The sequence below is a fragment of the Brevibacterium luteolum genome (genome assembly GCF_025147615.1).
Lineage (GTDB): Bacteria > Actinomycetota > Actinomycetes > Actinomycetales > Brevibacteriaceae > Brevibacterium > Brevibacterium luteolum.
Map to the genome: position 1 here is coordinate 60,549 of NZ_JALXPM010000005.1, position 25,252 is coordinate 85,800.

Below are 25,252 nucleotides of genomic sequence, written 5' to 3' on the forward strand. Positions count from 1 at the left end.
TGGACTTATGGTACCGGTCGTTCGACAGTAGTGAACGACTTTCCACTCCCGCCTCAAAGGAGATACGCGGATGCAGCTGTCGACCATCGACCTGATATTGGTCGGCGTCTACTTTCTGGTGATGCTGTTCATCGGATTCCAAACAGCGCGCCGAATCAGCACACCTGACGATTTCGCTGTGGCTGGACGCCGCCTCACCTGGCCCGTTGTGTTCGCGACGATGGCCGCGACCTTCTTGGGCGGCGGCGCCACGATGGGCCGAGCCGGCCAGTCCTATGAGATCGGCTACGCGTTCATGTTCGCCGCCATCGCCTTCCCGTTCCAGACAATGCTCGTCGGCTGGTTCATCGCGCCCCGGCTCAATGCCTACCGGAAGTCGGAGACCATCGGCGACATCTTCGAACTCCACTCAGGCCGGCTGGCCCGCCTCCTCGTCGGCATCCTCGGCCTGGGTGTCTCCATCGGCATCCTCGGTGCACAGGCGCTCGCACTGGGTACGATCTTCAAGGTCGTCTTCGGCATGGACCCCACGCTGGGCATCATCATCGGCATGGTGGTAGTGCTGCTCTACTCCACCGCCGGCGGAATGTGGGCAGACGTGCAGACAGATGTCATCCAATTCATCATGCTCGGCATATTCCTGCCGGTCGCGCTCCTCATCGGGGTCTTCACAGCCGGCGGGCCCTCTGACTTCGTCGCACGCATCCCAGACACGCATCTGGAGCTCTTCAGCGCCTTCGGGTTCTGGGAATTCCTCGCGATATTCGTCGCCTTCGCGCTCGGCGAGGCTCTCATCCCGCCCTACGTTCAGCGCGCATTCGGCGCCACCGACCCGAAGACAGCACGCAAAGGCTACGCATTCGCCGGCGCCTTCGGTCTCATCTTTTACTTCGTCAGCGCCAGCCTCGGTGTCCTCGCGTTCGTCATGTACCCGAACATCGCCGCCGACGACGCGATCCCGGCTGTGGTCACCGAGCTGCTTCCCGTCGGTGCTGCCGGCCTTGTGGCCGCCTCTCTCGTCGCCGTCATCATGTCCACCGCCGATTCGCTGCTCAACTCCGCGGCAGTGGTCTTCTCCAAGGACATCGTCAAAGGCTTCCTGGTGCCCAATATCAAGCCCCGTCAGCTGCTCTGGACCGAGCGGGCGAGCAATTTCGGCATCGGCCTCGGCGCGCTGCTCTTCGCACTCAACGCCGAATCGATCGTCGATGCTCTGCTGCTCACCTACGGCTTCTGGGCCCCGACGGTGGTGGTGCCGCTCGTGGCCGTCGTCGTGACCAAACAGCGTGCTCCCGTCGCTGTCGTCGCAGCGATGATCGCCGGTGCTGTATCCAGCGCGATCTGGACCTTCGGCCTCGGCACCCCAGCAGACATCAACGCTGTGATCATCGGACTTCCGATCAACATCATCGTCCTCATCGCGACATACGCGCTTGTCGACGCCCCCAGGAACAGGAGAACAGGGACCGAAAAGGTGGTGGCAGCATGAGCCTCCTCGTTGCAGCTTTCTACGTTGTACCAGCATTCATCATCCTCTGGGTCGCCTTCGTCGGATGGTTCGGGCTGAAGTTCTGCTGGGACACCCTCATCGCGACTTCTCCGCAGGAGTTCGCAGAGGAGTCAACGGCGTCCGATGCGGCCGGCACGCACTCACACGGAGGCGATCGATGACCGGCAGAGTGCTGATCGTCGGAGCAGGCGCGATCGGCGTGACGACTGCCCTCTCGGTGCGCCGGATGGGATTCGACGTCACCGTCGTCGACAGTGAAGAGGTCGCAGGCGCCGGCTGCTCCCACGCCAATGCGGGTCTGCTCGCCCCCAGCCACGCCTTCCCCCTCACCGGAATGGCCAATGTGCGGCTCGGTCTGCAGAATATGCTCAACCCGACGGGTCCGTTCCGCCTGGCGCCCCGCCGGCAGAACGCCGGCTGGATCCCGCGGTTCCTCGCTGCCTCGACACCGGGGCGTGTGCGCAAAGCGACGCGAACGCTGCGGCTGCTGTGCGCAGCAGGCGCTGCCGGTCATGCCGCGCTCGTCGACGAAGGCGTGCCCACCAGTTGGGTCAACAGCGGCATGCTCGATGTTTTCACCGACTCCGAGAACCTGGCGCTGGCTCAGCAGAGCCTCCGCGCACATCCGCTGCAGCCGGAATACGACGCCCTCACGCAGGAGCAGCTCTCGTCCCGGGTGCCGGGGCTGACGGGATTCTCCGGGGGCATCTTCACACCCGGTGATTCCTATTGCGATGGTGGGGCCTATGTCGCCGCCATCGCTGCACAGGCAGCCCGCGAAGGTGTGGAGTTCCAGTTCGGCACCCGGGTGAATCGGCTTGCCCTGAAGGCAGAGGCGGTGCGCGGAGTCGATACGGCTGCCGGCCGCGTCGCTGCCGACCATGTCATCATCGCGGCAGGATCGGCCTCCAAACATCTCGTTCGGCCCACCGGTCTCAATCTGCCCCTCACCTCGGCGAAGGGATACGTCATCGATCTGGCCACCGGCCCGGATGATCCGTCGATGCCGATCGGCTTGAAGAGCCAGATGATGGTCGTCACGCCCTATTCAAGCAAGGTCCGCCTGGCCGGTGTGCTCGAACTCGTCGGCGAGGACAAGCACATCGACGAGAAGAGGACCAAGGCGATGATCGGCTCGGCAGTTGATGCGCTGCCGCAGCTGGCCGGTCGCGAGGTGCTTCAGGTCTGGTCGGGTATGCGCCCGTGCAGTGCCGACGGCCTGCCGATGATCGGGCGGACGCACGCTGACGGTCTGTCAGTAGCGACCGGACACGGTCAGCATGGGCTCATCCTCGCCCCGGTCACCGCGCAGATCATCGCCGCGCAGCTGGCCGGTCGGCCGGGCACCCCTGCGGACGTCAACCCCTGGCAGCTGAGCCCAGCCCGCTTCTCATCCGGCCGACGGCGCTCCGCATCCTGAACCTGCCCCAGACACCAAGCCTGAGGCTCAGGGCAGCAGCAGGATGACCCCGTGCAGGAACAGCCCGACGAGCGCGCCGATGACGGTGCCGTTGATGCGGATGTACTGCAGGTCCTTGCCGACGTAGAGCTCGATGCGCTCGGAAGCCTCCTTCGCATCCCAGCCGGCGATCGTATCGGAGATGACGCTGGCGATCTCCGGGCCGAAGGACTCAGCCAGGTCGCCGACGGTGATCGCCAGCCGATCGTCGATCGCGCCGGAGAACTCGGCGTCGTCGACCATCCGGCTCGCGGTCTGGTCGAGCAGCGCCCGGAGCCGCTGGTGCACCTCGCCGGAGGTGTCGAGCACCGCCCCGCGCAGCAGCCGCTTGAGCGAGGACCACACATCGAGGACGGCTTGGACGACGCCCTCTTCGCGCAGCAGGTCGTCGATGACGTTCTCGGCGCGCTTCGCGATCGAGGTGTCCTCGCGCAGGTTGGCGGCGAGTTCGAGCAGCCACCGGTCGAGGGCCTGCCGGGCCTTGTGGTAGCGGTTGTCGCGCACATCGGAGATCCATTCGAGGACTTCGCGGCGCAGCCGGCGCGCGACCCCTTCGTTGACGAAGGCCGGCACCCAGTCCGGGGCCTTCTGCACGACCACGTCGTCGATGACCTGCGGATTGGCCGCCAGCCACGTGTATGCCTCGCCGACGACGAGGTCGACGAGCCGGTGGTGGGCGCCGTCCTGCACGATCTCCTGCACAAGCCGGCCGAGCACCGGGGACTTGTGCGTATCGACGAGCTTGGGCACCAGCACCTCGCGGGTCAGCGCCTCGATCGCATCATCATCGACGCGCCTGAGCACATACTCCAGGCCCTGCCCGGCGCGGGTGACGACGATCTCCTGGTTGCCCGGCTCCTTGAGCCAGCCGCCGATGCGCGCGGTGACCTGGGCGTTGCGGATCTTGGCAGCGACGGTGACGGAGGTGAGGAAGTTCGCGGCGACGAAGTTCGACATGCTCTCGCCCAGCACGTCCTTCTTGCGCGGGATGATCGCCGTGTGCGGGATCGGCAGCCCGAGCGGGTGGCGGAAGAGCGCGGTGACGGCGAACCAGTCGGCGATCGCGCCGATCATCGCCGCCTCGGAGCCGCGAGCGACGAACCCCCACACGCCGGTCAGATCGGTGAAGACATGGGTGAGGACGAAGATGCACGCCGCCAGCACGAGCAGCGCGGTCGCCAGCTGGCGCATCTTCCTCAGCGCACGCGCCCGCTCGAGGTCGCCGAAGGTGTCGTCGATGCGCGCCGGTGCGGTCGGTCCGGTGGATCCGGCCGCCGCCGAGGTGGTGGGCGAGTGAGTCATGTCCCTATTCTGACACCTCGGCCCGGGCTCCCCACCCGGAAGACACGACTGCCCGCTCTCGCCCTTGCCGCCTCGATCGCGGTGCTCGGCACCGCCTGCTCAGCACCTTCGCACAGCGGCGGATCCTCAGCAGCTGCCGGTGCAGATCAGCAGGCGGCCTCGGAATCCGCCCGCGCGCTCAGTGAGAAGATCGCCGACTCCGAACGCACCGGCCTCACCTCTCCCCCGGGCGGGCGGGTGCAGCCCGGGTGAGTTCGGCGGCAAGCCGGCAGTTCTGCTGGCTTGCCGCCGATCAGCAGATGCTGGATGACCCTCGAGCTGAGGAGTTCTGGCTGCTCGCCACGCATGGGCTCGGGCGGTGCGCACTTCATCGTCGCCGACGGCAGGGAAGTCACCACCGGCTTCACCAACACCTATCCGATGGGGTATCGGCGGAGAGAACCACCGATGCCGATGCCGGGCCGTCTATACGGTCACGGCCACCGGCTGAGGCCGGAACTCACTGCCATTCGGCAGTCTCCGGGTCCACACCTCGGGCGAAGGCGCCGGCAGCGATCACCTCGACGAGCCAGGCGGCTAAGCCGTCTGCCCGCTCGTCGTAGTGCGCGGCGAAGCGCGGGTCGCTGACGTACAGGCGCGAGATGCACACCTGCTTCTCGATGGTCATGTCGAACCACTGGCCGATCGAGGCGCGGTGCCGCTCGGCCAGCATGTTCGCCTCCTGGCTGCCGGGCTCGACTCCGCGCGTGAACGCAACGGCGAGTTCGGCCTCGAAGGCCTCAGTGTCGTCCTTTACCCGCTGCCAGTCGGCGGTGGTCATGGTCTGCTTGATCGCCTCGGACTGGGCCCATTCGTCGGTCTGGCCCCAGCGCTGCTGCGCTTCGGCCTCCCAGTCGGGGTTCCAGTTCGGGCCGAGGATCTCAGCCTGCTCGGCTGCTGTGAGCTTCTTTCCCATGGTGGTGGTCTCCATCATCCGTTCGACTGCAGAGACGACTCTCCGCAGCTGGTCGATACGTGTCAGGAGGGATGCGCGCTGCTCAGCCAGCTCGACTGCCAGGTCGATGCTCGGATCGTCGAGGATCCGGCCGATCTCTGCCAGCGGCAGGCCGAGTTCGCGGAAGATGAGCACGCGGCGCAGCCGCTGCATATCGGCTGCCGTGTAGATGCGGTAGCCGGCCCACGTGCGTTCGCTCGGGCTGGCCAGCCCGATGGCGTCCCAGTGGTGCAGCGTGCGGACGCTGACGTCGAGCAGCCTGGCGGCCGCGCCGACTGTCAGCTCCGGGGTGTGCTCGACCATTCCCTCAGTATCGTCCACATCCACCACGTTCGGCCCTGACGTCGCGTGAGGGTCAATTCAGGGGTGTGGCCGCCCGGCCCGCTGGCGGCCAAGCCCACCCCCCACACGCACTCAGGCCCCGGAACCGCGTGGGTTCCGGGGCCTGTGTGAGCTGCGTCAGCTCAGTGACGGGTCAGCCAGCGGCTCAGCGCTTGCCGATGACGTCGAACTTCGCGTTCGCGGTGATCTCGTCGTGCACGCGCACGGTGGCGGTGTAGCTGCCGGGCTCCTTGACGTGGCCGGGCAGGGCGATCTGCCGGCGATCGAAGGTGGTGCCGTGTGCCTCGGAGAGTGCGTCGGCGACGAGTGCGGCGGTGACAGCGCCGAACAGGCGGTTGTTCTGTCCGGCCTTCATCTCGATCTTCGCCGAGCTGCCCTCGAGCTTCTCCTTGAGTGCGAGTGCTTCGTCGCGGTCGGCCAGCTGGCGGGCCTGGCGCGACTTGCGCAGCGACTCGATCTGCTTCTCAGCACCTGCGGACCAGGTGGTGGCCCAGCCGCGCGGGATCAGCAGGTTCCGGGCGTAGCCGGCCTTGACCTCGACGACGTCGCCGGCGGCTCCGAGGCCGTCGACTTCCTGGTTGAGAATGACCTTCTTGGTAGCCATTGTTCTACTCCCCTCGTCTTATCGGGTCGAGCCCGAGTAGGGCAGCAGCGCCATCTCGCGGGCGTTCTTGACGGCCTTGGCGATGATGCGCTGTTCCTGCACGTTGACACCAGTCACGCGACGAGCGCGGATCTTGCCGCGGTCGGAGATGAACTTGCGCAGGGTTGCGGTGTCCTTGTAGTCGATCTGGGCTGCCTCGCCGAACTTCAGCGGGTTCGCCTTCTTCTTGATGGGCTTCCGGGGATCCGGCTTTGCCATGATGTGCTCCTGTCAGAAAATCTGTTGATCAGCGGCAGGCACGCGCCTGCCGGGGTGTGATCAGAATGGTGGTTCGTCCGAGGTCGGGCTGCCCCAGCCTCCGCCGGGGTTGGCCTGCGGGTTCGAGCTGGCCCACGGGTCGTTCGACTGACCCTGGCCGCCCTGCTGCCCGCCGAAGCCGCCGGGGTTCTGTCCCCAGCCGCCGCCCTGCTGCTGACCGCCGCCTTGCTGTCCGCCACCGGAGAATCCTCCCTGGCCGCCTCCTGAGAAGCCGCCGCCGGAGAACTCCTTCTTCGTCACGTTGGCCGTGGCGTAGCGCAGGCTCGGGCCGATCTCGTCGACGTCGAGCTCGAAGACGGTCCGGCGTTCGCCTTCCTTCGTCTCGAAGCTGCGCGACTTCAGTCGGCCCTGCACGATCGTGCGGGTGCCGCGCTGCAGGGTCTCGGTGACGTTCTCAGCGAGGTCCCGCCACGCGTTGCAGCGCAGGAACAGGGTCTCGCCGTCTTTCCATTCGTTGGTCTTGCGGTCGAACATGCGCGGGGTCGACGCCACTGTGAAGTTCGCGACCGCAGCCCCGTTGGGCGTGTAGCGCAGTTCGGGGTCGGCGGTGAGGTTTCCCACCACAGTGATGATCGTGTCGCCTGCCATGATGCTCCTTACAGCGTGGGGGTCAGCGGTTCCGAGCTCGGATCTGCTGGATTACTTCGCGTCGGGACGCAGGATCTTCGAGCGCAGAACGGTCTCGTTGAGGCCGAGCTGGCGGTCGAGTTCCTTGGTCGTGTCGGGCTTGGCGTGGAAGTTCACCACAACGTAGGTGCCTTCGGCCTTCTTGTTGATCTCGTAGGCGAAGCGGCGACGGCCCCACACATCGACATTGTCGACGGTGCCGCCGTCAGAGGGAACCACCTTCAGCAGCTTTTCGACAGTGGTGTCAACGGAACGGTCTTCGAGTTCCGGATCCAGAATGAGCATCAGCTCGTAATGACGCACGTGTCACCCACCTCCTCTGGTCTCAGCGGCCATGGTCGGTCCATGGCAGGAGGGTATATGCGTTGCGTCTGGCCGGGTGCGGAATCGGTCCGCAGCGGACACAGACTGGTTCATTCTAGTGTGTTCGCGCCCGCCCCGCCAGCTGAGGCACCCGCTTCCGTGCCCGAGGCGGTGGTTGCCGTGCCCGAGGCGGGACTCGCCTCAGGCTCGGGGGCCGGCTGGGGGCTGCGGTCGAGTTCGAGGGCGGCGGCGGTGATGACGGCGACGACGGCTGCCAGCCTCAGGCAGGTGAAGATGAGCAGCCAGGCTGGGGAGAGTCCCGTGCTGGCGTCGAAGGCGGTGATGTCGGAGAGGTTGACGGCGATGACGAGGGCCGCCTCGGCCAGTGCCCAGGCGATGAAGATCCAGAGCCGGCGGATGGCGAGTGCGGCAGCCGGCAGCAGCCACAGCGCGTGGGTGATCGGCGCTGAGGGCAGTGTGACGACTGCGAGTCCGAGCACCATCGTGAGTGCGGCGTACAGGTTCGGCCGGGGCCGGCGGGTGATGAAGGCGAGTGCGGCGATGACGCCGATCGCGCAGGCGGCGAGGCTGACACCTGCCAGCAGCTGCGGATCAGCGCCTTCTCCGTAGGCGAGCAGGGAGACGAGCGAGCCGCGGTCGATCGGCTGCTGCCACCACACGGACAGGCGGTGGAAGATGAGCCCGTCGATGGCGAGCACGAGGCCGACGGCGATGAGAGCCGCCCCGCCGATGGACAGCAGGTCGGAGCGCTGCCCGGCGCGCCACAGCAGCACCATGACGGTGAGCAGCGCGAGGATGCCGAGCGGGTTGATGAGTGCGGCGATGGCGAAGAGCACACCGGCCCCGGCGTTCGAGTGGGGGCCGGCCACGGTCGGGTTGAGCAGCACGAGTGCCCACACGAGGCAGGCGATGCCGACGGGGTCGAGCGACTGGCCCATCGAGAAGATGACCGCCGGGGAGATGCAGGCGACCGGCAGCCAGGCGAGTCGGCGCATGAGCACGGCAGCACCGAGCGCCATCGCGGCCACAGCGATGGTGTTGATGACGAGCAGGAGGGCCATCATGTCCCCCGCACCCAGGCCGGCACTGAGCATGAAGCCGAGTTCGACGAACCATCCGGTCACCGGGTCGAGCGCGGCAGGGGCGCCGGACGCCCGGCCGGGCCCGGCGGGGAATTCGGTGCCGGTCAGCGCATTGGCCACCGGTGAGGCGCACATCCGCGCCGAGGCGCCGGGCAGTTCGTAGCCGGGCATGCACGCCCCGTGCAGCAGGATGCCGATGCCGGCGGTGCCGAAGGCGGCCAGCATGCACATGAGTGCGGCCGCCGTCCGGAACGGCGAAGGGCCCGACGCCGCATGGGCGCCGGGCCTGCCGCCGAGCAGCGGCTCAGCAGCTCTGAGGGGAGTCACACCTGGCATGCGCGTAGGCTATCGCGCCTCACAGGATGCTGACGGTTCCCTGGCGGATGAAGCCGGGCATGATGAAGCCTGACCCTTTGAAGCCCCCGTTGTTGCCGCTGCCGGCACCCTCATTGTCACCGGGTGGGTCCGGGTTGGGATCCGGCTTCTTCGTCGGCTTCGGGTCCGGTTTCTTCGTCGGCTCGGGCTTCGGTTCCGGTTCCTTGGTCGGCTCCGGCTTCGGCTCCTCCGTAGGCTTATCGTCCTTCGGCTTGTCGTCGTCCTTGGGCTTGTCGTCCTTCGGCTTGTCCTGCGTAGTCTTCGGCTTCGGGGACGGCTTGGGCTTCGGGCGCTGGTTCGGCACGCCGGACTTCGGCTTCGGCTTCTCCACCTGCGGCAGCTTGCCGCGCTTGGGGAACTGCTTGACCGGTTCGTCCTTGAGCGCGTCCTTCATGTACTTCGTCCACGTCTGCGTCGGGAACGAGCCGCCGGTGATCGAACCGCGGCCGCCGTAGGGGCCGATCTCGACCGGGTTGCCCTCTCCGTCATCGCGGAAGATCGACACCGTGGTCGTGAGGTTCGGGGTGTAACCGGCGAACCAGGCCGAGTAGTTGTCCTGCGAAGTACCGGTCTTGCCGGCTGCCGGACGGCCCAGCGTCGAGGCGTACGAGCCCGAACCACCGGTCACCACGCGCGAGAGCGCGTAGGTGGTCTCGGCCATGACGTTCTTGTCGAAGTTCCGCTTACCCTCAGTATCGGGCTCGTAGAGCTTCTCACCCTCCGGGGTGACCGCGGCCTTGACGGTGTGCGGCGTGTGCGTGATGCCGTTAGAGGCGAACGTGTTGTAGGCCGTGGCCATGTCCTTGACCGTCGGGCTAGCGGTGCCGAGCACGTTCGCGGCGTTCTTCTCCAGGCCCTCGGTGTCCTTCGGCAGGCCGGCACGCTCAGCCACGTCGACCGTCTTCTCCGGGCCGACCTCGATGTTGAGCTGCGCGTAGGCGGTGTTGACCGAGCTCTGGGTCGCCTTGAGCAGGCTGACCGGGCCGTAGCTGGCGCCGCCGTAGTTCTTCGGGCTCCAGCGGGTTCCCTCGTAGTTCATCGGGGTGCCCGAGGTGCCGGTCAGGTAGTCGGTGAGGCGGTAGCCGTTCTCCAGGCCGGCCACCAGCGTGAACGGCTTGAACGTCGAACCGGCCTGGGTGATGTCCTCGGTCGCAGCACTGTGCTGGCGCTCGAGGAAGTCCTTGCCGCCGTACATCGCCACGATGCCGCCGGTCTCCGGGTCCATCGACACGAGTCCGACGTGCATGCCCTCCTTGAGCTTCGGCAGGTCCTCGACGGCCTCGATCGCCGCGTCCATCTTCTTCTTCGAGAAGGTGGTGGTGATCTCGAGCCCGCCGCGGTCGATGACCTCGTCCTCGATGCCGTTGCGCTTGAGCTCCTTGCGCACCTCATCGAGCAGATAGCCGTTGGGGCCGGCGAACTGGTTGTCGGTCTGCGCGGCCCGGACCTCGGGCATCTCAGTGCTGGCGGCCTCATCCTCGGTGATGTAGCCGAGTTCGGCCATGTTCCCCAGCACATACTTGAAGCGGTCCTCGTACTTGCCGGGGTCCTCAGCCGGGTCCGCCAGACCCGGACGCTGGATCATCGCAGCCAGCAGTGCGCTTTCGGCCACGTCGAGTTCGCTGGCCGGCTTGTCGAAGTAGTTCTTCGAAGCGACCTCGATGCCGTACGATTGGCGGCCGAGGTAGATGGTGTTGAGGTAGTTGGCGAGGATCTCGTCCTTCGACAGCTCCTGGTCGATCTTGAGCGCGATGAACATCTCCTTGACCTTGCGGTCGAGGGTGCGCTCATTGGTGAGGTAGAAGTTCTTGACGTACTGCTGGGTGATCGTCGAACCGCCGCCGGCGTAATTGTCAGTGGCCACACCGATGACCGCACGCGACAGGCCCTTGATGGAGATGCCGCGGTTCTCGTAGAAGCTGTTGTCCTCAGCGGCGATGGCGGCCTGCTGCATCGGTGTCGAGATCTTGTCGATCGTGACGTTCTTGCGGTCCTCGGTCTTGAAGGACCCGAGCACGGTCTCGCCGTCGTCGTAGTAGACCGTCGAGGTCTGTCCGGCGGCTTCCTTGTTCGGTTCGGGGACGTCGGTGACGGCATAACCGATGCTGAAGAGGCCGATGACGACGACGCAGGCGGTGAGGATGCCGACGCCGATGAGCCGCAGCGAGGGCAGCCAGCGAGTCCAGCCGGTCACGCCCTGGCGCGGATAGTTGAGCAGGCCTTTGTTCACGTTCCGGCGCGCGCTTCGGCTCGCCTTCGGTGCGGTTTTGGCCACAGATCCCCCAAGAGTGAGTGTGCGGTGTGTCGATTCAGCCAAACATTCAAAGATTGGAAGTCGATGAAGATCACCTGACGCCGATCACAGCGCAGGCAGGCCGCATGCGCGTGCTTGTCCGAATCGCACTGCATGTGACCTGCAATTTTAGCGCACAACCCGACGCACCGACCAGACCATGGGTCATCTGATCGGTGCGCCGGGACGTGAGCAATCACACGTCGGCAGGGCAGGGATGCTCAGCTGACAGCCGGTTCCTCAGCCCTTGAGGTCGGGGAAGTCAGTGTCGGCCCACTCCTGATGCTCGACCGTCGTCCCGCCCTCGAACGGGTGGAGTTCGCGTTCGCGGGCACGCAGCTCGACACGGCGGATCTTGCCCGAGATCGTCTTCGGCAGCTCGGTGAATTCGATGCGCCGGATCCGCTTGTAGGGGGCGAGGTTCTCGCGGCAGAAGCGCAGGATGTCCTTGGCGGTGTCGGCATCGGGTCGCCAGCCGGCGGTGAGCACGACATAGGCCTTCGGCACCGCCAGGCGCACCGGGTCCGGGGACGGCACGACGGCGGCTTCGGCGACGGCTTCGTGTTCGATGAGCACGCTTTCGAGTTCGAAGGGCGAGAGCCGGTAGTCGCTGGCCTTGAACACGTCATCGGCGCGGCCCACATAGGTGATGTAGCCCTCGGCATCGCGGCTGGCGACGTCGCCGGTGTGGTAGACGCCGTCGGCGAACGCCTCGGCGGTCTTGGCCTCGTCTCCCCAGTAGCCCTGGGTCAGGCCGGCTGGACGGGGATCGAGCTGCAGGCAGATCTCCCCCTCATCACCGATCTCCCCGGTCGCCGGGTCACGCAGGATGACGTCGTAGCCGGGCAACGGCTTGCCCATCGAGCCGTAGACGATCGGCTCCCCGGGCGGGTTGCCGATCTGCAGGGTCGTCTCGGTCTGGCCGAAGCCGTCGCGGATGTCGACGTTCCAGTGCTTCTTGACCCGGTCGATGACCTCGGGGTTGAGCGGCTCACCGGCGCCGAGCGCCTTGACCGGCGGGTTCGTCAGCTGGGACAAGTCGGCCTGGATGAGCATCCGCCACACCGTCGGCGGGGCGCAGAAGCTCGTGACGCCCACCCGGCCCATCGTCTCCATCATCGCTGTCGCATCGAAGCGAGTGTAGTTGTACAGGAACACGCAGGCTTCGGCGATCCACGGGGTGAAGATGTTCGACCAGGCGTGCTTGGCCCAGCCGGGTGAGGCGACGTTGAGGTGGATGTCGCCGGGCTCGAGGCCCATCCAGTACATCGTCGACAGGTGGCCGACCGGGTACGAGGTGTGGGTGTGGGCGACCATCTTCGCCTTCGAGGTCGTGCCCGAGGTGAAGTACAGCAGCAGCAGGTCATCGGCCGGGGTCGGGCCGTCGGGTTCGAAGGTCTCGGGGAAATCCGCAGCCGAGGTGTAGGCGAGGTCGTTCTCGCGGGCCGGCTCGGCGCCGACGACGATCCGGGTGAGGTCGACGTCGACCTCGTCGAACTTCGCGGCATCGGCGGCACCGGCGATGACGAAGGAGGCTTCTCCGCGTTCGGCGCGGTCGGTCAGGTCGATGGGGCCCAGCTGGGTGGTCGTCGGCAGCAGCACGGCGCCGAGCTTGATCCCGGCGAGCATCGACTCCCACAGCTCGACCTGGTTGCCGAGCATCACCATGACGTGGCTGCCGCGGGTGACACCGGCAGCGCGGAGCATGTTGGCCACCTGGTTCGAGCGGCGGGAGAGCTGGGAGAAGCTGTAGATGTTCTCCGTGCCGTCCTGCTCGCAGATCCACAGGGCCGGCTTGTCGTTGTTCTCAGCGATGGCGTCGAACCAGTCGAGGCCGAAGTTGAAGTGCTCGAAGCGCGGCCACTGGAATTCGTCCTTCGCCTGCGCGTAGTCCAGGCGCAGCTCCAGCAGCCGGTCGCGTGCCGCCCGGTACTGTTCGGTCACGGTCGTCATGGTGCCTCCTCACGGCGTGTCCCATTTATTGGTCTCAAGGTAACAGGCGCCTGTGGCAGTCAGGTGAACCGGGTCACAGTGCAGCCGTATGCGGCAGCCCGCTGCCCAGTCGGCCGGGGCCGGGTCACTGCGGCTGCGAGGAGCCGCCGTCCTGTTCGGCCCACCACCGGCGCAGCACCTCTTCGGCGCGCTCCGCACCGAGCGGACCGTGCTCCATCCGCTGGGCGAGCAGAAACTGATAGGCCTGCCCGACCGCCGGACCGGGGCTGATGCCGAGGATGTCCATGATCTGCCGGCCGTCGAGGTCCGGGCGCACGGCATCGAGCTTCTCGCGTTCGGCCAGCTTCTCGATCCGGTGCTCGAGGTCGTCGTAGGCGTGGGCGAGGCGTTCGGCCTTGCGCCGGTTGCGGGTGGTGACATCGGAGCGGGTGAGGATGTGCAGGCGGGTGAGCAGCTCACCGGCATCGGTGACGTAGCGGCGCACTGCCGAGTCGGTCCAGCCGGCATCGCCGTAACCGTAGAAGCGCAGGTGCAGTTCGACGAGCCGGCTGACGGCCTTCGTCGTGGCCTTGTCGAAGCGCAGCGCCTTCATCCGCTTACGCGTCATCTTCGCTCCGACGACATCGTGGTGGTAGAAGGTCACCGCACCGTCAGGGGTGAATCGGCGGGTCGAGGGCTTGCCGATGTCGTGCATGAGGGCAGCGAACCGGACGATGAAATCAGGCACGGCGATGCGCTGGGTGTCCTCGGCGACCGCAGTGACCGGCCCGGCAGGCGCGTCCTGTGCCCCGGCGCCCTCCGCCCCGGGCGCGGCGCCCGGCGGCGTGGACTCTGCCTGCTCGGCAGTCTTCTCAGTGCCGATCTTCTCGGCGGCGGTCTTCTCGGCGGCGGTCTTCTCGGCGGCCGCCGCGGCCTGGCGGGCGGCGTAGACAGCCTCGAGGTCGACGGCCTGGTCGAGGACGGTAAGGCTGTGCTGGTAGACGTCCTTGTGCCGGTGATGCTCGTCGCGTTCGAGCTGCATGTCGGTGACCTCGGGCAGGATCCGCGCGGCGATCCCGGTCTCGACGAGCAGTTCGATGCCGGCCCGCGGCCGGATCCCGCAGATGAGCTTGACGAGTTCGTCGCGGACGCGCTCAGCGGAGATGATGTCGATGCGCTCAGCCATCTGGGTCATCGCCTCACGCACCTCAGCGTCGACGCCGAAGCCGAGCTGGGAGACGAAGCGGGCGGCGCGCATCATGCGCAGCGGGTCATCGGAGAAGCTGTCGACGGCCTTGCCCGGTGTGCGCACGAGCCCGTTCGTCAGGTCGGCGAGTCCGCCGAAGGGGTCGACGAAGACGCGCTCGGGCAGCCGGACGGCCATTGCCCCGATCGTGAAGTCCCGGCGGACGAGGTCGTCATCGAGGTCGTCGCCGAAGGCCACCGTCGGCTTGCGGGAATCCGGGTCATAGGCCTCGGCGCGGTAGGTGGTGATTTCGATCTGCAGCTCGTCCTTGAGCAGCCCGATGGTGCCGAACGCCCGGCCGATCTCCCACACCGCATCGGCCCACGGGTTCACGATCGCCAGGATCGCATCCGGGTCGGCATCGGTGGTGAAGTCGAGATCGGGCATCGGCCGGCCGAGCAGCCCGTCGCGCACCGAACCGCCGACGAGGGCGAGCTCCCGGCCGGCGGCGGAGAACATCTCACCCAGGGGGCCGAGGATGTGCTCGTGCGCATCAAGGGCGGTGAGCAGGCGTGCATGGGCGTCGGCCAGGGACACGTGATCTCCATTCGAGGGGGTCGGTTCAGCATAAGGTTATCGTCAGGTTGCGGATATACAGTAGAAGCTATGCCTCGACCATTGCCGAAGCCGGGGGTCATGCCGGCACGTTCGAACACCGTGGAGGAGGTCTCCGCGGGCGGCGTCATGGTCGACTTCGATTCGCCCACCTTCGAGGTGGCGATCATTGCACGCATCAACCGGGCCGGCAGGCTCGAATGGTGTCTGCCGAAGGGTCACCTGGAACTCGGCGAGACACCCGCCCAGGCGGCCCGTCGCGAGGTGGCTGAGGAGACCGGCGTGCACGGCGATGTCGTCACCACCCTCGGCAGCGTCGACTACTGGTTCTCCGTCGGCGGCTACCGCATCCACAAGCTCGTCCACCATTTCCTGCTGCGCGCCACCGGCGGCTACCTCACCGTCGTGAACGACCCGGACCAGGAGGCCGTCGACGCCGCCTGGATCCCGCTTGATGCGCTGCCGGAGCACCTGTCCTTCGCCAATGAGCGGCGCATCGTCGCCGCTGCCCGCTCCGTGCTGCCGTACTACCACTCCGTCATCCAGTCGACGTGATCTCCGCCCGCCACCTGCCCCACCCGCGCCGCTGTGCGGCGCTGGCTGCTGTCTGCACCCTCATCGCGGTGCTGCTGGGCACCGGAGTGCCCACCGCCTCGGCGACGGCCGCCGGCACCCAGCCGAGCTTCCCCTCCCCCGTCCCGGCAGCACCCGGAGACGGTACGGACGAGGAGACTGCGGGGTCGCCCGGAGCCAGCGACACCGCCGCAGCCGGAGTGGAGCTGGCCTTCGACGAGATCAGCCCGGTTCTCACAGCCGAGGGCACGCTGACGATCAAGGGCCGGATCATCAACTCCAGTGCCGTGGAGATCCCCGAGCCGCGCCTGGACTTCCGCATCAGCCGTCGGGTGCTCGACTCCCGCGATGCGATCAACGAGTGGAAGGACCAGCCGGCGCGCTACCGGCAGCTCGGTGACACCGCCTCCGCGGCTGCCCAGCAGGACACCGCCGGTGGCGCCGAGGACGCCGACGACGCCCCGAGGATGGACATCGAGACGCTGCCGGAGTCAGTCGCGCCCAAGAGCGAGGCGGCGTTCACCCTCACCGCCGATGCCGAGACGCTCGGGCTGCCGCGCAGCCAGCCGCTGACCTCGTGGGGGGCCTACGGGCTGGCCGTCAAGCTCAGCAGCGAAGCAGCAGCAGCCAGCGCGCAGCCGTCGCTGTCACTGACCCGCACCGCCTTCACCACCTGGTATCCCGATCCGCAGCTGCTGCCGAGCAAGGTGACGTTCCTCGTGCCGGTCACGCTGCCGGGCTTCGACCCCAGCGGGCAGGTCGCAGCCGACACGCTCGAGCAGGCCGCCGGTCCCGAGGGGCAGCTCACCTCGGCATTGGCCGCCGTCACTGCCGCTGACGAGGTGGCCCTCGCCATCGACCCGCGGCTCATCGGCAGCATCGAGGACGTGCTCGGCGTCGACCGCCCAGAGGCCGACCCAGACGATGGAGCCGGCGATCCCGCTGACGACGGCACCGAGGAGGGCACTGAGGAGAGTACTGAAAAGGGCGCGGATCCGGCCGAACCGGGCGCAGCACCGGCGGACGAGACGCCCGCTGATGCCACCGAGGCCCCAGAGGGTGACGACGGCGAGGAGACCACTGCCCCCGGTGAAGACACCAGCGGTGAGCAGACCGCGCCAGCGCCGAGCCCGCAGGCCGATCGCTACCCGCAGCTCAACGAGTGGTACACCTCCTTCGTCGCCGCCGCCGAGCAGCGCACCGTCATCGCCCTGCCCTACGCCGATGCCGACCTCACCGCGCTGAGCGCTGCTGATGAGTCGGTGCTCGCACGCGCGGCCGAAGCCGCCGCCGATGACCTGCGGGCCACACTGCCCGAAGCCCGCACCGACATCACCTGGCCGGCTTCCGGCAGCCTCACCCCCGACTTCGCCGAACGCGCCGCACAGGCTGGGGCGAAGACGATGCTCGTCTCCGACATCCAGCAGCCGAGCGTGCGCAGCTACACCTCCTCAGCCCCCTCCACCCTGCCGGTCGGTGAGGATCAGCACGGCCTCAACTCCCTGGCCGTCGACACCGGCCTGTCGGAGGCCGCCGAACTCGCCGGCCATGACGACACACGCGTGCTCGGGCTCAGCGAGCTCATCGCCGAAAGCTCGGCGATCACCACCGAGCGGCCGTTCGACCCGCGCAGCCTGCTCATCACCCTCCCCCGCCGGGCCGCCGACCCGCACTGGGCCGAGGCGATCAGGCAGACCGCGGCAGCACCGTGGATCGACCTGCAGAGCCTGGCGGACCTGAGCGAATCCGAACCGGTCCAGCGCGCCCCGCTGACCGAACCCACCCGCGAGGCCGGGGATCGGGCCGCCGGTCTGAACCGCCTCGGCGAGGTGCACTCCACCGGCGCTGAGGCGTCGACCGCCTTCGCCGATCCCGAGGCGGTGGCCACCCGCCTGAGCCGGGCCACCCTGACGTGCACGTCGACGGCCTGGGGTGAGACGGCCAATGACGGCGGCTTCTCCTCCTGTGTCGACGCGGCCGCCGATGAGGTCAGCTCACTCACCGGCGGGGTGAAGCCCGAGGAGGGCTCGGCTGTGCTGCTGGTGACCGGTGAGAAGACGACGATCCCGGTGCGCATCGACAATACGACCGCCGAGTCCGCCCATGTCATGGTCCGGGTGGTGCCGGCGACCCCGCAGCTGCGCACGCAGGTGTCCGAACCGGTCGTCGTCAGCCCCGGTGAGCAGGCCCGCGTCGAGGTCCCGGTCGAAGGATTGGCCAATGCCGATGTGCAGACCCGCATCGAACTCGTCGCCGCCACCCCGCCCGGCGACAGCGATTCCACAGCCACGACGGAAACCGGTCCGGGCCCGGCGGCGGCTGCCGGGCATTTCGTGCTGCCGGAGACGACCTCGCTGACGGTGCGCGTGCGCACCGACTGGGAGAACATCGGGGCTGCGGTGATCGGGGCCGGTCTCGTCATCGTGCTGCTCATCGGCCTGTATTCGTCTGTCTCCCGCGGACGGCGTAAGATTCCCAAGAGCCAGCTGGACGCCGCCGTCGCGCGAGCGCACGAGAACGACCCGGGCTGATTCGATCCCCGCGCGCGACCAACGCGCCAACGCCCCTGAGACCGGCAAGGAGCCGCATTGTCCTCCACCGACCCCTCCGAGACCGCACCGGACCGCGCCGCTGACGCGCACGCGGCCGGCGGTGCCGGCAGCACCGCAGCCGGCGCTGTGACTCCGGAGACGGCCGGGCACCCGGAAGCCGAAGCCACCGCCGAGGCGCCGGGCGGGGGTGCGAAGCTGAGCTCGCTGGCGAAGTCCTCAGCGATCATGACCGCCGGCACTCTCGTGTCGCGGGTGCTCGGATTCGTCAAAGCCGGCATGCTCGCCTTGGCGATCGGCGTCACCTACGGCGGGGTCGCTGACGCCTTCGACGTGGCGAACAAGGTGCCGAACAACCTGTACATGCTGCTCGCCGGCGGCATCCTCAATGCGGTCCTCGTCCCCCAGATCGTGCGCGCCACCCGGCGGCCCGACGGCGGGAGGGACTTCACCAACCGGCTGCTGACTCTGGCGATCCTCATCCTGTTCGGCGTCACCGTGCTCGCCACGGCCGCCGCTCCCCTGCTCGTGCGCGTGTACTCCTCGTCGACCTGGAGCAGCGAGCAGACCGCCCTGGCGGTGGCGTTCGCGTTCTGGTGCCTGCCGCAGATCTTCTTCTACGGCCTGTACACGATGCTCGGGCAAGTCCTCAACGCCCACTCATCGTTCGGGCCGTACATGTGGGCGCCGGTCATCAACAACCTCGTCTCCATCGCCGGGCTCGGCATCTTCATCGCCCTCTTCGGCACCGGTGAGTACGGTGAGCACGCGATCGACACCTGGGACGTCACCAAGATCGCCGTGCTCGCCGGATCCGCCACCCTCGGCGTCGTCTGCCAGGCACTCGTGCTGATCTGGCCGCTGCGCCGCATCGGCTTCCGCTTCACCCCGACCTTCGGGTTCCGCGGTGTGGGCCTGGGCACAGCCGGCAAGGTCGCCTCCTGGACCTTCGGTGCGGTGCTCATCGGCCAGCTCGGCTTCATCGTCATCTCGCAGGTCGCCTCTCTGGCCTCAGCGACCGCCGACAGCGGCCCGAGCCCATCGAACGCCGCCTACACGTACAGCTACCTCATCTTCATGCTCCCCCATTCGCTCATCGCGGTGTCGCTGGCGACCGCACTGTTCACCTCGATGAGCACCTCGGCTGCCGACCGCGACACCGAGGCGGTGCGCGCCTCCTTCGGCCTCGGCGTCCGGCTCGTCGGCTTCGTCAACGTCTTCGCCACCGTCGCCTTCATGACACTCGGCGCCCAGACAGCGATGGTCCTCGCCCGCGGCTCGGTCGAGCAGGCCGTCTCGCTCAGCGTCGTCATCGCCGCCATGATCCTCGGACTCGTCCCGTTCTCGGCCAACTACCTGTTACAGCGGGTGTTCTACGCCTATGAGGACGCCCGCACCCCGTTCTGGGTGCAGGTCCCGCAGGTCGCCCTCACCTCCGCCGGGGTCATCGCGTCTGGCCTGCTGCTGCCCAAGCACTACATCGTCGCCGGCATCGGCCTGTCGATGAGCCTGGGCTACGGTCTCGCCTGCCTCATCAGCGCCTGGCTGCTGCGCCGCCGCCTGCACCACCTCGGGACCAAGCGGATCCTGCTGGCCCACCTGAAGTTCGTCATCGCCGGTGCGCTGGCCGGCATCGTCGGCGTGTTCATCGTCCGCGCGATCGGCACCGATGCCTGGGACACCCGGACGACCGCGTTCATCACGATCGCGTGGGTCGGGCCGGTCATGCTTGCGGTCTATCTGGTCGTCTGCTGGATGCTGCGTGTGAGCGAGCTGCGCAGCCTTGCCGAGACTGTCCGGCGGAAATTGAAGCGCTAGACTGAGAAGCGAAGGACTATTCGCCCTGCACAGCTCACCTGTGCAGCGCATTCACAAGGGGGTCTGGTGATCGGCATCGAACGCGGAACGGTTGTCGCCGAGCGCTATGTGGTCTCCGACATCGTCCGCCCCTGGTTCGCCGACCACCCCGACAGCGGCACCGTCTGCATCGCCCTCGACGCCATCCTCGACATGGCCGTCACCCTCTACGTCGCGCCCTCGGAGACCTCCGGCGACCTGCTCGATGCCGCCCGCCGCTCAGCGCTGCTGACCGATCCGCGGATCCCCACCGTCCTTGACGTCGGACGCGCTGACGGACTCGACTTCGTCGTCTTCGAACGCTCCTTCGCCACTCCCCTGCCGGCCATCCTGCGCAACGGCCCGCTGGCTCCCGAGGCGGCACGCGCCTTCGTCGGCGAGCTCGCCACCGCACTGGCCCACGCCAGCTCCCGCGGCCTGTACCACCTGTGCCTCGGCCCCGAGTGCGTGGGGCTGAAGGACAACTTCGACGCCACCGTCACCGGAGTCGCCATCGACGCCGCTGTCGCCCACACCGCCTACGGCCTCGATCTTGAGGCGATGCCGACAGCAGCGAAGAAGCGCGAGGACGCGCTGGCGCTCATGAACATCTTCTACGCCGCGCTCACCGGTCACTGGCCCAGCGATGAGCCGCGCGCCGGCCTGCCGGTGGCCCAGCGGCGCAACAACCGCTTTGTGCGCGTCTCCGAGCTCGTCGACGGGGTGCCGAGTGACCTGGAGGAGTTCGTCTCCGGCGTCGTCATGAAGATCGAGCCCGGCCCGCGCTCAGCCAGCGAGGTGGTGCGCTTCCTCGACGAATGGGACGTCCACCAGCTGCGCCAGCTCTCGACGGGCAGCCCGCGCCCGGACGGCGATGAGCTGCGCCGCACCGAGGACGAGAAGTTCTCCGGCACCGAGGCGGCCACCGGCGCGTCCTCGGCCCGCCCGACGACCAAGGCCGACCCGGCCACCGCCTCGGGAGCGGCTGCTCTCACCCCACCACGGCCGGCCACGCCGCCTGCAGCGGCAGGTGCCCCAGCACCGGAGAAGCGGGCGACACCCGCCCAGCTGCGGGCCGCGCTCACTCGCATCGGCCTCACCCGGCCCGGCGCCTCGGGCCTGGCAGCCGGCCGGTTGGCTGACAGCGAGACCCCGTATGACGACCGGATGCAGATGCGGCAGGCGGCCGTCTTCCCGATCTCCTGCGAACAGCTCGCCTCGGCTGAAACCGATGAGTGGCAGCCCGAGGACACTTTCGCCTCCTATGAGCAGTACGCCGATGCCGAGGCCGACGCGAACGAAACCCAGCGCATCGCCGATCGTTCGCGCATGTTCACCAGCGACGAGGAGCTCAGCGCCGACGATACGCAGGTCATCAGCACCGACCAGGAAGCCGTTGAGGACCCTGAAGCCGACGAGGACGATGGTTCCTGGTTCCTCGGCGGCATGTTCACCACCCGCGAGGAAGAGCTCGAACGCCAGCGCGCCGAGTACGAGCGCGAGCGCCGTCTGCAGCAGGAAGCTGAGGAGCGGGCACGCGCCCAGGAGCAGTCGCGCCGGAAGTCCGCTGCAGCGCCTGCCGCCGGCCTGGGCGCCGATCTCGCAGACGACACCGCACAGTCCGATGCCACCGAACGCGAGACCGACCAGCAGCCCGCGAATCCTGCTCCCGCTGCTGCTGGCAGCGAGAGCAAGCCGAAGAGTGGCCCCGGCCGGAAGCCGAATGCCACGGGTGGTGCTGCCACTTCCGCTGCCGCAGCCGCGCCCGCTGCTGCGGCTGGTGGCTCCGGTGGCAAGGGATCCCGCCCACCGGCTGAGGATGATGCGTCTGCTGACAAGCCGTCTCGGCCCCTGGTCCCGATTCTTATCGGCGTCCTGGCACTGCTGGTCGTCGGCGCGCTCATCGTCGGGATCATCGTCGGCACGCAGGGCGATGATGAGCCCACCGCTGAGGAGCCGACGGCCGAGACCGAACCGACTGAGGAGCAGCCTCCGACCGAAGAGGAGCCGCAGGGCCCGAAGCCGGTGATCGCCGATGTGTCCGCCCTTGATCCTGAAGGCGACGAGACCGAGAACGACGATGCGGCATCGAATGTCCTCGATGACGATGATTCGGCGTGGCGGACCGACCGCTACAATTCCTCGAAGTTCGGCAACCTCAAATCGGGTGTCGGCCTGGCACTCGAGCTCGAAGAGTCAGCCACCGTCTCCCAGGTTGAGCTGACCTCCGATCACGAGGGAAGCGACTTCGAGGTCCGGATCGGCGACTCCGATGACCCGGAGGACGCCACGGTTGTCGGCAAGGGAACGACGGAGGACGGAAAGACCACCGTCGACCTCGATGACGGCGCCGAGGGATCTGTCGTCATCATCTGGTTCACCGAGCTCGGCTCTGCCGACGGTGGATACCGCGCGTACGTCAGCCACGTCGGACTGTCCTGAGTCTGCAGCTCCTCTGTATCGGATATCCGCGTGAACTGCCCAGTGTCCTCCGGGGACATAGGGTGGAATAAACCTGCCGAACCCCAGTGTTCGGGTTAACGGAAACATCCCCAAGAGGAGGCTTTATGACAGCTCAGCGACTCGTCATCGTCGGATCGGGTCCAGCCGGCTACACCGCTGCCGTGTATGCAGCTCGTGCCAGCCTGGAACCGATCGTCATCGCCGGTTCCGTCACCGCTGGCGGCGAGCTGATGAATACGACAGATGTTGAGAACTTCCCCGGATTTCCTGCCGGGATCCAGGGCCCTGAGCTCATGGAGAACATGCGCCAGCAGGCAGAGCGCTTCGGCGCGACCGTCATCTACGACGACGTACAGGAACTCGTCCTGCAGCCGGGAGCTCACAAGATCACCACGGCTCTCGGCGAGAGCTACACCGCCGAGGCGGTCATCCTCGCCACCGGCTCGGCCTACCGAAAGCTGGGCCTGCCCAACGAGGACAAGCTCTCCGGCCACGGTGTCAGCTGGTGCGCCACCTGTGACGGCTTCTTCTTTAAGGACAAGCACATCGCCGTCGTCGGCGGCGGAGATTCAGCTATGGAGGAGGCGACCTTCCTGACGAAGTTCGCATCCAAGGTCTCCGTCATCCACCGCCGTCAGGAGCTGCGCGCTTCGCAGGCGATGCAGGACCGTGCGAAAGCCGATCCGAAGATCGAGTTCATCCTCGATTCGGAGATCTCCGAGATCCATGGAGATGACGCACTGACCGGAGTGACTGTCCGCAACATCGTCACCGGTGAAGAGTCGCCGCTTGATGTCACCGGCCTGTTCATCGCCATCGGATCGGATCCGCGCACCGAGCTCTTCGCCGATCAGCTCGAACTGCGCCCCGACGGCTACCTCAAGGTCGACGGACGCGCTTCGCTGACGAACGTCGAAGGAGTCTTCGCAGCCGGCGACCTCATTGACCCGGTCTATCGCCAGGCGATCACCGCAGCCGGATCCGGATGTTCGGCTGCCATCGACGCCGAACACTACCTGTCCAACCGCTGACGTTGTCACTCGACGACCCAGCCTGTCCAACCAAGTCGTTCAACCCCGGCCGGCCGGCCGGCCAATCACGTAAGGAGCAGCAATGACTGCAGATGTCACTGACGCAAACTTTGAGGCCGAGGTCCTCCAGGCAGACAAGCCCGTCCTCGTCGACTTCTGGGCGCCGTGGTGCGGACCGTGCCGCATGGTCTCCCCCATCGTCGACGAGATCGGTGAGGAAAACGCCGACAAGCTCAAGGTCGTCAAGGTCAACACCGACGAAAATATGCAGACCGCCTCGACCTACGGCATCACCTCGATCCCGGCACTGTACGTCTTCAAGGACGGCCAGGTCGCCAAGACGATCATCGGTGCCCAGCCGAAGCCCATGCTGATGCAGCAGCTCGAGGAATTCCTCGGCTGATTCTCCTATCAGCTAACACACTGGCGCCTGTTGTAGTATCAACAGGCGCCAGTGGCCGTTAGGCCTACCAGCGACAACTCAGTCAATCCCGACTCCTAGCCCAGCGAGACGATATGACCTCACCATCTGCCTACCCCACGCTCACACGGGGCGACTCCAGCACAGTCTTGCTGGCCACTAAGGCACAGCTGGATCGCCTGGGAATCAAGGTCGGCGATGTGGCGTCGCCCGAATTCGATCGCACGTTCGAATTAGCGATTCTCGCTTTCCAGCAGAGTCGCGGCATCACGACGGACGGGATCTTAGGCCCGGAGACATTCGAGCAGATCGAACTCGCACGCTACCGCTTCGGCGATCGCGTGCTGCGCTTCGACCCTGTCCGGTTACTCGTCGGAGACGACGTCGGTACCCTTCAAAAGCGCTTGTCGAAGCTCGGGGTCTACACCGATCGCATCGACAGTGTCTTTGCGGAGGGCACTGATGCCGCCGTCCGGGAGATCCAGAGCGGACTGGGTCTGCGCACCGACGGCGTTGTCGGTCCGAACACCATCTCTGGACTTGACTCGATCAACCGGAATCACAGTACCGGGAACCTCTACGCGCTGAGAGAGCACGCTCGCGTCACATCCTCGGGTCCTTCGCTTGCAGGACGTGTCATCGTCATCGAAGCTGCAACGTCCGCACGAGATTTCAAGGCCACGCCCTATACCTCCGAGCAGCGACGACTCGAAGAAGAGTACTCGATCGACATCGCCCGCCGGCTCGACGGGCGACTGAGCGCCCTCGGAGCGGCGACCGTTCTCGTCAGCTCCCCCGAGGCACATCAGACACTTGCAGACGAGCTCGAAGCCTCCGCAGTCGTGACGATCACACAAGACTCCTCACTATCGGATTCACCGAATGGAGTTGCAACCTTCTACTTCGGTCGCGCCGATGACAACGAGGTCTACTCCCCCGTCGGGAAACGGCTCGCTGAACTTGTTCAGAAGGAAGTCAACGCCCGCACCGACTTCCTCGACTGCCGAACTCACGCCCGGACCTGGCAGAGCCTGGCAGCAGTACGCAGCCCGAAGGTCCACGTTGTCGCCGGGTACGTCAGCCATGAACGCGATCGCGAAATGCTCGCTGACGACCTCACCCGGGATCGGATTGCAGATGGCATCGCCGCGGCGCTCCAGCGCCTTTACCTCGCTCGGGATTCCGATCCCGAGACGGGGGCATTAAACATCCAGTCGATCACGAACTGATCTCGTTTCACGTGAAACACCCATCAGAGCTGCCATCATTGTTGCTTCGATGAACTGATGCACTGACCGCGCAGTTAGTGCAAGCCCATCCCTGGTGGATGTAGCTCGTGATGACCCTAGCCTCGCTGCCATCGTCGAGCGGAATACAAACGGCTCGTTCTCGTCAGCGTTCTATGCGGCCGACAGC

The 25,252-nt window shown here is 66.9% G+C and carries 21 protein-coding genes; 11 read left to right on the forward strand and 10 right to left on the reverse strand.

Going from position 1 to position 25,252, the window contains the following annotated elements; all coding sequences use genetic code 11:
* The first annotated feature begins 178 nt into the window (after positions 1-178).
* From M3C25_RS02380 to M3C25_RS02390, 3 genes are read left to right on the forward strand one after another with little or no spacing between them, the layout of a single operon-like run.
* Positions 179-1,489: a sodium:solute symporter family protein gene (locus M3C25_RS02380; RefSeq protein ID WP_259854847.1), complete on the forward strand. Its 1,311-nt coding sequence runs from the start codon at positions 179-181 to the stop codon at positions 1,487-1,489.
* Entirely contained in the window at positions 1,486-1,671 is a 186-nt protein-coding gene (locus M3C25_RS02385; RefSeq protein WP_259854848.1) for a hypothetical protein, read from the forward strand. Before M3C25_RS02380 ends, M3C25_RS02385 begins: the two co-directional genes overlap by 4 nt.
* Entirely contained in the window at positions 1,668-2,930 is a 1,263-nt protein-coding gene (locus M3C25_RS02390; protein WP_259854849.1) for an NAD(P)/FAD-dependent oxidoreductase, read from the forward strand. The genes M3C25_RS02385 and M3C25_RS02390 overlap by 4 nt, the downstream gene beginning before the upstream one ends.
* Positions 2,931-2,957: 27 nt before the next feature.
* Here M3C25_RS02390 and M3C25_RS02395 read toward each other — a convergent pair whose 3' ends face one another.
* Positions 2,958-4,271 carry a DUF445 domain-containing protein gene (locus M3C25_RS02395; protein ID WP_259854852.1) on the reverse strand — a complete coding sequence of 438 codons (1,314 nt, stop codon included), beginning with the start codon at positions 4,269-4,271 and terminating at the stop codon, positions 2,958-2,960.
* On the opposite strand from M3C25_RS02395, the gene M3C25_RS02400 reads away from it, so the two are divergent.
* Positions 4,263-4,523: a hypothetical protein gene (locus M3C25_RS02400; RefSeq protein WP_146004384.1), complete on the forward strand. Its 261-nt coding sequence runs from the start codon at positions 4,263-4,265 to the stop codon at positions 4,521-4,523. The two genes, M3C25_RS02395 and M3C25_RS02400, sit on opposite strands and share 9 nt — an antisense overlap.
* A 247-nt stretch (positions 4,524-4,770) precedes the next feature.
* Here M3C25_RS02400 and M3C25_RS02405 read toward each other — a convergent pair whose 3' ends face one another.
* The 9 genes from M3C25_RS02405 to M3C25_RS02445 all read right to left on the reverse strand — a co-directional run bounded on the left by M3C25_RS02405 (position 4,771) and on the right by M3C25_RS02445 (position 14,945).
* Positions 4,771-5,568, reverse strand: a complete 798-nt coding sequence (locus M3C25_RS02405) for a MerR family transcriptional regulator (RefSeq protein ID WP_259854854.1) — start codon at positions 5,566-5,568, stop codon at positions 4,771-4,773.
* A 184-nt stretch (positions 5,569-5,752) separates the two neighbouring features.
* A complete protein-coding gene (gene rplI, locus M3C25_RS02410) occupies positions 5,753-6,211 on the reverse strand; it encodes a 50S ribosomal protein L9 (protein ID WP_259854856.1) in 459 nt (152 codons plus the stop codon).
* Between the two features lie 18 nt (positions 6,212-6,229).
* Positions 6,230-6,469, reverse strand: coding sequence for a 30S ribosomal protein S18 (gene rpsR, locus M3C25_RS02415; RefSeq protein ID WP_102162491.1), 240 nt, complete (start codon positions 6,467-6,469; stop codon positions 6,230-6,232).
* Between the two features lie 60 nt (positions 6,470-6,529).
* Positions 6,530-7,117 (reverse strand): single-stranded DNA-binding protein, encoded by a 588-nt coding sequence (locus M3C25_RS02420; RefSeq protein ID WP_102162492.1) that lies wholly within the window; start codon positions 7,115-7,117, stop codon positions 6,530-6,532.
* Positions 7,118-7,168: 51 nt separating this feature from the next.
* Positions 7,169-7,459 carry a 30S ribosomal protein S6 gene (gene rpsF, locus M3C25_RS02425; protein WP_259854857.1) on the reverse strand — a complete coding sequence of 97 codons (291 nt, stop codon included), beginning with the start codon at positions 7,457-7,459 and terminating at the stop codon, positions 7,169-7,171.
* Between the two features lie 110 nt (positions 7,460-7,569).
* Positions 7,570-8,889: a glycosyltransferase family protein gene (locus M3C25_RS02430; protein ID WP_259854858.1), complete on the reverse strand. Its 1,320-nt coding sequence runs from the start codon at positions 8,887-8,889 to the stop codon at positions 7,570-7,572.
* Positions 8,890-8,917: 28 nt separating this feature from the next.
* Complete coding sequence (locus M3C25_RS02435; protein WP_259854859.1) at positions 8,918-11,167, reverse strand: transglycosylase domain-containing protein; 2,250 nt, start codon at positions 11,165-11,167, stop codon at positions 8,918-8,920.
* 303 nt (positions 11,168-11,470) lie between these two features.
* Positions 11,471-13,183, reverse strand: coding sequence for an AMP-binding protein (locus M3C25_RS02440; protein ID WP_259854860.1), 1,713 nt, complete (start codon positions 13,181-13,183; stop codon positions 11,471-11,473).
* A 124-nt stretch (positions 13,184-13,307) separates the two neighbouring features.
* Positions 13,308-14,945: a tRNA nucleotidyltransferase/poly(A) polymerase-related protein gene (locus M3C25_RS02445; RefSeq protein ID WP_375545091.1), complete on the reverse strand. Its 1,638-nt coding sequence runs from the start codon at positions 14,943-14,945 to the stop codon at positions 13,308-13,310.
* Positions 14,946-15,014: 69 nt separating this feature from the next.
* Between M3C25_RS02445 and M3C25_RS02450 the strand changes: the two genes are divergently transcribed.
* The 7 genes from M3C25_RS02450 (at position 15,015) to M3C25_RS02480 (ending at position 25,065) form a co-directional block, all read left to right on the forward strand.
* On the forward strand, positions 15,015-15,518 hold the full coding sequence (locus M3C25_RS02450) for an NUDIX hydrolase (RefSeq protein WP_259854861.1): 504 nt from the start codon (positions 15,015-15,017) through the stop codon (positions 15,516-15,518).
* Complete coding sequence (locus M3C25_RS02455) at positions 15,515-18,067, forward strand: DUF6049 family protein (RefSeq protein WP_259854863.1); 2,553 nt, start codon at positions 15,515-15,517, stop codon at positions 18,065-18,067. The genes M3C25_RS02450 and M3C25_RS02455 overlap by 4 nt, the downstream gene beginning before the upstream one ends.
* A 57-nt stretch (positions 18,068-18,124) precedes the next feature.
* Positions 18,125-19,903 (forward strand): murein biosynthesis integral membrane protein MurJ, encoded by a 1,779-nt coding sequence (murJ, locus tag M3C25_RS02460; RefSeq protein ID WP_259854865.1) that lies wholly within the window; start codon positions 18,125-18,127, stop codon positions 19,901-19,903.
* A 66-nt stretch (positions 19,904-19,969) separates the two neighbouring features.
* Positions 19,970-22,363, forward strand: coding sequence for a virulence factor MviN (locus tag M3C25_RS02465; RefSeq protein WP_259854867.1), 2,394 nt, complete (start codon positions 19,970-19,972; stop codon positions 22,361-22,363).
* 125 nt (positions 22,364-22,488) lie between these two features.
* Positions 22,489-23,415 (forward strand): thioredoxin-disulfide reductase, encoded by a 927-nt coding sequence (gene trxB, locus M3C25_RS02470; protein WP_102162500.1) that lies wholly within the window; start codon positions 22,489-22,491, stop codon positions 23,413-23,415.
* An 82-nt stretch (positions 23,416-23,497) separates the two neighbouring features.
* Complete coding sequence (gene trxA, locus M3C25_RS02475) at positions 23,498-23,818, forward strand: thioredoxin (RefSeq protein ID WP_102162501.1); 321 nt, start codon at positions 23,498-23,500, stop codon at positions 23,816-23,818.
* 113 nt (positions 23,819-23,931) lie between these two features.
* Complete coding sequence (locus M3C25_RS02480) at positions 23,932-25,065, forward strand: N-acetylmuramoyl-L-alanine amidase (protein WP_259854869.1); 1,134 nt, start codon at positions 23,932-23,934, stop codon at positions 25,063-25,065.
* The last annotated feature ends 187 nt before the right edge of the window (positions 25,066-25,252 follow it).